At 73.6% G+C, this 6,222-nt stretch carries 6 protein-coding genes; 3 read left to right on the top strand and 3 right to left on the bottom strand.

From position 1 onward, the window contains the following. Nucleotides 1-140 precede the first annotated feature (140 nt). The gene (locus AB0C78_RS37345) at nucleotides 141-995 is read right to left on the bottom strand and encodes a hypothetical protein (protein WP_225991990.1); all 855 of its coding nucleotides are present in this window, start codon (nucleotides 993-995) and stop codon (nucleotides 141-143) included. A 130-nt stretch (nucleotides 996-1,125) separates the two neighbouring features. On the opposite strand from AB0C78_RS37345, the gene AB0C78_RS37340 reads away from it, so the two are divergent. Both AB0C78_RS37340 and AB0C78_RS37335 read left to right on the top strand, forming a co-directional pair. Next, a complete protein-coding gene (locus AB0C78_RS37340; RefSeq protein WP_151543113.1) occupies nucleotides 1,126-1,902 on the top strand; it encodes a lysophospholipid acyltransferase family protein in 777 nt (258 codons plus the stop codon). A gap of 61 nt (nucleotides 1,903-1,963) precedes the next feature. Then, nucleotides 1,964-3,124 (top strand): DUF5925 domain-containing protein, encoded by a 1,161-nt coding sequence (locus AB0C78_RS37335; RefSeq protein WP_360757551.1) that lies wholly within the window; start codon nucleotides 1,964-1,966, stop codon nucleotides 3,122-3,124. A gap of 12 nt (nucleotides 3,125-3,136) precedes the next feature. On the opposite strand, the gene AB0C78_RS37330 is transcribed toward AB0C78_RS37335, so the two are convergent. Both AB0C78_RS37330 and AB0C78_RS37325 read right to left on the bottom strand, forming a co-directional pair. Further along, on the bottom strand, nucleotides 3,137-4,318 hold the full coding sequence (locus AB0C78_RS37330) for an aminotransferase class I/II-fold pyridoxal phosphate-dependent enzyme (protein ID WP_360757548.1): 1,182 nt from the start codon (nucleotides 4,316-4,318) through the stop codon (nucleotides 3,137-3,139). Nucleotides 4,319-4,666: 348 nt separating this feature from the next. Further along, a complete protein-coding gene (locus tag AB0C78_RS37325; protein WP_360757545.1) occupies nucleotides 4,667-5,470 on the bottom strand; it encodes a DUF2470 domain-containing protein in 804 nt (267 codons plus the stop codon). Between the two features lie 64 nt (nucleotides 5,471-5,534). Between AB0C78_RS37325 and rpsD the strand changes: the two genes are divergently transcribed. After that, nucleotides 5,535-6,140, top strand: coding sequence for a 30S ribosomal protein S4 (rpsD, locus tag AB0C78_RS37320; RefSeq protein ID WP_360757544.1), 606 nt, complete (start codon nucleotides 5,535-5,537; stop codon nucleotides 6,138-6,140). The last annotated feature ends 82 nt before the right edge of the window (nucleotides 6,141-6,222 follow it).

Genomic DNA, 6,222 nt, shown 5'->3' with positions numbered 1-6,222 from the left:
CACGGGCAGGCACGCGGAGCGAGTGCAGCGAGCGCAGCGGGCCTGCCCGCCGACGGACGACGCGTTTCACGCGGAGCTCTAGCGGAGCGGGAAACGCGTCCTCCGTCGCAACGGGGGTTCCAGGGGGTCGCCCCCCTGGGTCACGAGGGCAGGCGGCGGAGGAGGGTGGCGAACTCGCCGGTGCCCTCGTGGGGGGCGTCGGCGGGGAGGGGGGTCAGGCGGCGCTCGCCGTGGCTCCAGTAGACGCCTGGGGCGCACGGGTCGTCGGCGGCGGCGTGCATCTCGCGGACGACGTCGGCGAAGACGGGGAGCACCTCGCGGACGGCCGTGGACGTGATCGGGTACAGCAGCAGCGTGCTGTGGCACGGGACGCCGACCAGCGCGCCGTGCTCGTTCGGCACCGGGAGGAACTGGTCGACCTCGCTGAGCAGCGCCGACACGTACCGGCTGCCCGGCTTGGCCACCACCCGGACGTTGCGTCCGGGCAGCAGGGGCTGGTCGTGCACCGACACGTCCGACAGCTCGCGGTCGTGGGTGTTCGTCATCACGTAGCCGAGCTTGTGCAGGCCGAGCAGGCCGGCCCTCGCCTTCGTCAGCGGGCCGCCGTAGCGCGGATGCTCGATCATCACCATCGCGTCGAAGTGGTCGCCGGCCGGGACGACGACGAGGCCCTCCCGGTCGCGGGGGGCCAGCTTCGGCACGATCCGCAGCCGCAGCAGCTCGCGGACGTCGCCGAACAGCTCCATCTCGCCGACGGCGAGGAACGCGCGGTCGCCGACCTCGCGGACCCACTCGTCCACCACCTGCGGCCACGCCGAGCGCGGCTCGCGGGCGCACCGCTCCAGCACCGTCCAGCTGGAGGCGCGCGCCTCGGACCGGCCGAGCGGCAGCACCACCTCGGACGTCCCGGAGTCGAACCAGGCGCTGGGCGCCAGCGCCGGGAGCACGTCGCGGATGAGCGCGTGCACGTCCGCCGCCGCGTCCAACGGTTCCATGCTCATCCCCCTTCACCATCGGCGGATCACGTCACACCCCACCTTCTCAGAGTTCCGGCCGCTTGTGGGATCCATCGCGATCCCGGCACCGCACTCGCTGATCATGGCGCACCTCAAGTACGGTGCTGACATGTCCGAACGCGTGTACCCGCCAGTGATCAAGACGGCTCTTGGCGTGTTCAAGGCCCTGAACATCAAGTTCCGTCTGGAGGGGACCGAACACATTCCCAGCACCGGCGGTGCCGTGCTCGTCAGCAACCACGTCAGCTACCTCGACTTCATCTTCGCGGGCCTGGCCGCGCACCCGGCCGGCCGGCTGGTGCGGTTCATGGCGAAGAAGGAGATCTTCGACAACCGGGTCGGCGGGCCGCTGATGCGCGGCATGAAGCACATCCCGGTCGACCGGGAGGCGGGCGCCTCCTCGTACGCGGCGGCGCTGAAGGCGCTGCGCGGCGGCGAGATCGTCGGGGTGTTCGCGGAGGCGACGATCAGCCGCTCCTTCACGGTGAAGGAGATCAAGAGCGGCGCGGTGCGGATGGCGGTGGCGTCCAAGACCCCGCTGATCCCGATCGCGATCTGGGGCCCGCAGCGGCTGTGGACGAAGGGCCGCAAGCGCCGGCTGCTGCAGCGCAACGTGCCGGTGACGATCCTGGTCGGCGAGCCGATGCACCCCAAGCGCGGCGACGACTACGACCAGGTCACCCGGGACCTGCAGGCCCGCATGTCCGAGCTGCTGGAGAAGGCGCAGCGCGAGTACCCCGACGTCCCGAAGGCCGGCGAGAAGTGGTGGCAGCCCGCCTACCTCGGCGGCACCGCGCCGACGCCGGAGGAGGCCGAGAAGCTCGACTTCCAGGAGGCGGAGGCCCGCCGCGCCGCCCGGCAGGAGCGCGAGGGCGGCGGCGCCTGAGCCGCGCCGGTGCCGCTAATTCGGTGGACGCGCCCGCCGCGCACGCCTGATGATCAATGACATGACCATGTCGCAGGAGAGGCCGCAGGACGTCCTGCATCTCGTCGGGCCCGGGGAGAACGCGACCGATCCCGGGCCCGAGGCGACGCTGCCGGTGGTCTTCAACCTCAGCGACAACAACTCCCCCGCCGACGTGATGGACGTGCTGTCGCTGCGCCCGTTCGCGTCCGGCGAGCAGCCGTGGTCGCGGTCGACGCGGCTGGACCACGTCCGCCCGGAGGCGCCGCTGCGCCCGGACGGGGCGCGCCTGGTGCGGGTCGCCCGGGAGAAGGGCAAGGAGTCGGTGCTGGCCGAGGGCGACGGCTGGACGCTGCTCACGAACCGGTGGAAGAACGGCAGCGCGTACCTCGCGGTGTCGGCGGTGTCGGACGCGCTCGCCGAGTCGGTGCTGGACGCGTCGGTGAAGGACGCGACGGACCCGCCGAAGACCGACGAGACCAGCGTCGAGATGGGCTTCTGGCACATGGGGATGCACGGGCCGTCGCGCGACGAGCGGGCGATCTCCGCCGACGCCTGGGAGGACATCCGGGGCAACTACACCGGTGCCGTCGCCGACGCGCTCGACCGGGTGATGAAGCTGACCCGGGACGAGGTCGCGGGGCGGCTCCTGCTGCTGCACGGCCCGCCCGGCACCGGCAAGACGACGGCGCTGCGGGCGCTCGCGCGGGCGTGGGGCAAGTGGTGCCAGGCCGACTGCGTGCTCGACCCGGAGGCGCTGTTCGGCACGCCCAGCTACCTCATGGAGGTGGCCGTCGGCGACGACGAGGACGAGAACCGCCGCTGGCGGCTGCTCATCCTGGAGGACTGCGACGAGCTGATCCGCGGCGAGGCGAAGCAGTCGACGGGCCAGGGCCTGTCGCGGCTGCTGAACCTCACCGACGGGATGCTCGGGCAGGGCCGGGACGTCCTGGTGGCGATCACCACGAACGAGGACCTGGCGATGCTGCACCCGGCGGTGGTGCGGCCGGGCCGCTGCCTCGCGCAGATCGAGGTGGGCCGGCTGTCCCGCGAGGAGTCGGTGGCGTGGCTGGACGGCTCGGACGCCGCGTCCGAGATCGGCCCGGACGGCGCCACCCTCGCCGAGCTCGCCGCGCTCCGCAAGGGCGAGCACCGCCCCGAGACCCACGCGCCGCCCTCCACCGCCACCGGCTTCTACCTCTAGCCTCCCGTCCGGTCAGGTGGCCTTGGCGAGGGCCTGCTCGATGTCCTCCCAGAGGTCGTCGGGGTCTTCGAGGCCGACGGCCAGGCGGACGGTGCCCTCGCCGATGCCGGCGGCGGCGAGGGACGCGGCGTCCATCTGCCGGTGCGAGGTGCTCGCGGGGTGCATGACGAGCGTGCCGGTGTCGCCGAGCGACGGGCTGAGCGACACCAGCCGCACCGACTCGCTGAACACCCGCCCGGCCTCGCGGCCGCCGGCGAGCTCGAACGCCAGGACGCCGCCGGCGCCGTCGGGCAGCAGCCGGCGCGCGGTCTCGTGCTGCGGGTGGTCGATGAGCCCCGGGTAGTGGACGCGGTCGACGGAGGCGTGCCCGGCGAGGCGGCGGGCGAGGTCGAGGGCGTTCGCGCTGTGCCGGGCGACGCGCATCGGCGCGGTCGCGAGCCCGCGCAGGGTCAGCCACGCGGCGAACGGGTCGGCGGTGGAGCCGAGCTCGACGGCGTGGTCCCAGACGCGGCGGTGCACGTCCGGGTCGGCGAACACGGCGGCGCCGCCCATGACGTCGCCGTGCCCGCTGAGGAACTTGGTGACGGAGTGCACGACGATGTCCGCGCCGTGTTCGAGGGGCCTGAACAGCAGCGGCGCGAACGTGTTGTCGACGACGGTGAGCACGCCCGTCCCCCGGACGGCCTCGGCGAACGCGGGGACGTCGGTGACGTGCGTGGTCGGGTTCGCGACCGTCTCCAGGTAGAGCAGCCGCGTGTTCGGGCGCAGCGCGGCGCGGACCTCGGCGGGGTCGTCGCCGGGGATGTGGGTCAGCTCGACGCCCCACCGGTCGGCGAGGTCGTGCAGCAGCGCGTACGTGCCGCCGTACAGCGACGACTGCGCGATGACGTGGTCGCCCGACTTCAGCAGCGCCGTCAGGACCCCGTTGACCGCGCCCATCCCGGCGGCGGTGGCGAGGGCCCCGGTGCCGCCCTCGATCCCGGCGAGGGCCTCTTCCAGGGCGCGGACGGTCGGGTTGCTCATCCGCCCGTACAGGAACGCCTGGCCGGGGCCGTGGAACGCGGCGGCGAGGTCGTCGGCGGCGTCGAAGGCGAACAGGTGGCTCTGGTAGATCGGCTGGCCGAGCGGGCGGCTGCCGGACGGCGTGATCACGGGCGGGTGGACGGCGCGGGTCTGCGGGTGATGTCCGGTCATGCTCCCAGCGTGCGGCGCGGCGGCCGCCGGCGGCAGAGCCAATCGCGGGCAGTGGCCTGGACGCGGCCGAGAGGTTTCGACCAGTGGCCCGGACCACGCCCCCGGCTTACGCTCCGCGGCGCCGGACCACCGGCCCGGCCGGGGCCGCCGCCGTTCCGCCGCCCGGTACGGTTCCCGTCCGCCTGCTCACCCACCCCGCGAGGGCGAGCCGGCGGCCGGGGCGTCCCGGGCGGGCGACGGGCGGCGTCCCGCGGCCGGAGACCCGAGCATGTCCCGGCGGGGACGGTCCGCGCCATCCGGGAGATCACGGCCATATGGACGGATATTTCGGTGTTCGTCCCGTACGGACTACGGGGTCGCGTGCGCGAACAGGTGCCGGTACACCCGGCGCAGGCCGTGGAGATCACTGACCGGCTCCCCGAACGTCAGCCGCAGGTCGAACGTTCCGCCCCCGTCCGGCGACGGCGCGGAGCAGCGCAGCCACATTCCGTACCGGTCCAGCCCGAGCGGCCGGACCTCCGGCAGCCCGTCCGGATCGCCCGACGGGGACGCCGACACCGGCAGCAGGCCCTTCAGCTCGTCGCGGTGGCACGAGTCCAGATGCGTCAGGATGCCCGCGCCGATGGCGACGAACGGGTCCGGCGCGCCGGCGGCGTACTCCTCGGGCTCGAGGGTCGCGCCGCCCCAGGCGTCCTCGATCTCGACCTGCGCGACGTCCATCGTGAGCACCGTCCACTTGCGGTCGCGCGGCGGCGTCTCGGCGGCGAGGTCGAGCAGTTCGGGACGCGGGTGCGGGCGGGACAGCTTGAGCGCGGCGTCCCGCAGCCCGGCCGGCGGCAGCTCCGTCAGCCACCCGTGCAGCCACGCCCGGCCGCGCACCCGGTCGGCGAGCGGGACCGGCGCGACGTCGCTGATCCGCAGCGTGGCGGGCAGGTCGTCCTCCCCGTCCAGCGCCTTGACCAGCGCCGACTCCGCCGGCAGGAGCAGCAGCGGCCGCCCGTCGAGGTCCGTGGTGTACGCCGGGACGGGCGTGTGCGGGACGCCCGGCGCCGCGAGGACGCCGTCGCCCATGCCGTAGGCGAGCGTCCGCGCCCGTTCCGCCGCCGTGGGCCCGCCCACCCGCGTCCCCGTCGTGTCCGCTCGCCCCACCATGGCCTCCTCGACGTACTAGGTTAGGGTTACCTAACTAAGGCTTACCTAACCACTGAGGAGCGCGATGAACAACCCCCGCCCCAAGGTCCGCCTCTCCCGGGCCCTCGGCATCCCCCTGACCCCGAAGTCCGTCAAGTACTTCGAGGCCCGCCCCTACCCGCCCGGCGTGCACGGCCGCGCCCGAAAGCAGGAGAGCGACTACAAGGTCCGGCTCCGCGAGAAGCAGCGCCTGCGCGCGCAGTACAACATCCGCGAGGCCCAGCTCAGCAACGCCTTCGCCAAGGCCGCCAAGGCCGGCGGCAAGACCGGCGAGGCCCTCCTCGTCGACCTCGAACGCCGGCTCGACGCCCTCGTCCTGCGCGCCGGCTTCGCCCGCACCATCTACCAGGCCCGCCAGTTCGTCGTGCACCGCCACATCCTGGTGAACGGCCGCCGCGTCGACCGCCCGTCCTTCCGCCTCCGCCCCGGCGACGTCATCACCGTCGCCGAACGCAGCCGCCGGATGGCCGCCTTCCAGATCGCCGCCGCCGGCGGCCACACCGACACCGTCCCGCCCTACCTCGACGTCCGCCACGACGCCCTCGCCGCCCAGCTCACCCGCCTCCCCGAACGCCCCGAGATCCCCGTCATCTGCAACGAACAACTCGTAGTCGAGCACTACTCACGCTGATTCCCAGGGGGGCGACCCCCTGGAACCCCCGTCACGACGGGCATGCCCGCTGCGCTCGCTGGCGCTCGCTCCGCGTGCTTGC

This window comes from Actinomadura sp. NPDC048394 (assembly GCF_040651755.1).
GTDB lineage: Bacteria > Actinomycetota > Actinomycetes > Streptosporangiales > Streptosporangiaceae > Spirillospora > Spirillospora montaniterrae.
This window is presented reverse-complemented; position numbering and strand designations above follow the sequence as displayed.

What these genes read in the sequence shown, in the direction of transcription:
- AB0C78_RS37345 (WP_225991990.1), bottom strand. Translation starts at nt 995, where the DNA reads ATGGAACCGTTGGACGCGGCGGCGGACGTGCACGCGCTCATCCGCGAC.
- AB0C78_RS37340 (WP_151543113.1), top strand. Translation starts at nt 1,126, where the DNA reads ATGTCCGAACGCGTGTACCCGCCAGTGATCAAGACGGCTCTTGGCGTG.
- AB0C78_RS37335 (WP_360757551.1), top strand. Translation starts at nt 1,964, where the DNA reads ATGACCATGTCGCAGGAGAGGCCGCAGGACGTCCTGCATCTCGTCGGG.
- AB0C78_RS37330 (WP_360757548.1), bottom strand. Translation starts at nt 4,318, where the DNA reads ATGACCGGACATCACCCGCAGACCCGCGCCGTCCACCCGCCCGTGATC.
- AB0C78_RS37325 (WP_360757545.1), bottom strand. Translation starts at nt 5,470, where the DNA reads ATGGTGGGGCGAGCGGACACGACGGGGACGCGGGTGGGCGGGCCCACG.
- rpsD (WP_360757544.1), top strand. Translation starts at nt 5,535, where the DNA reads ATGAACAACCCCCGCCCCAAGGTCCGCCTCTCCCGGGCCCTCGGCATC.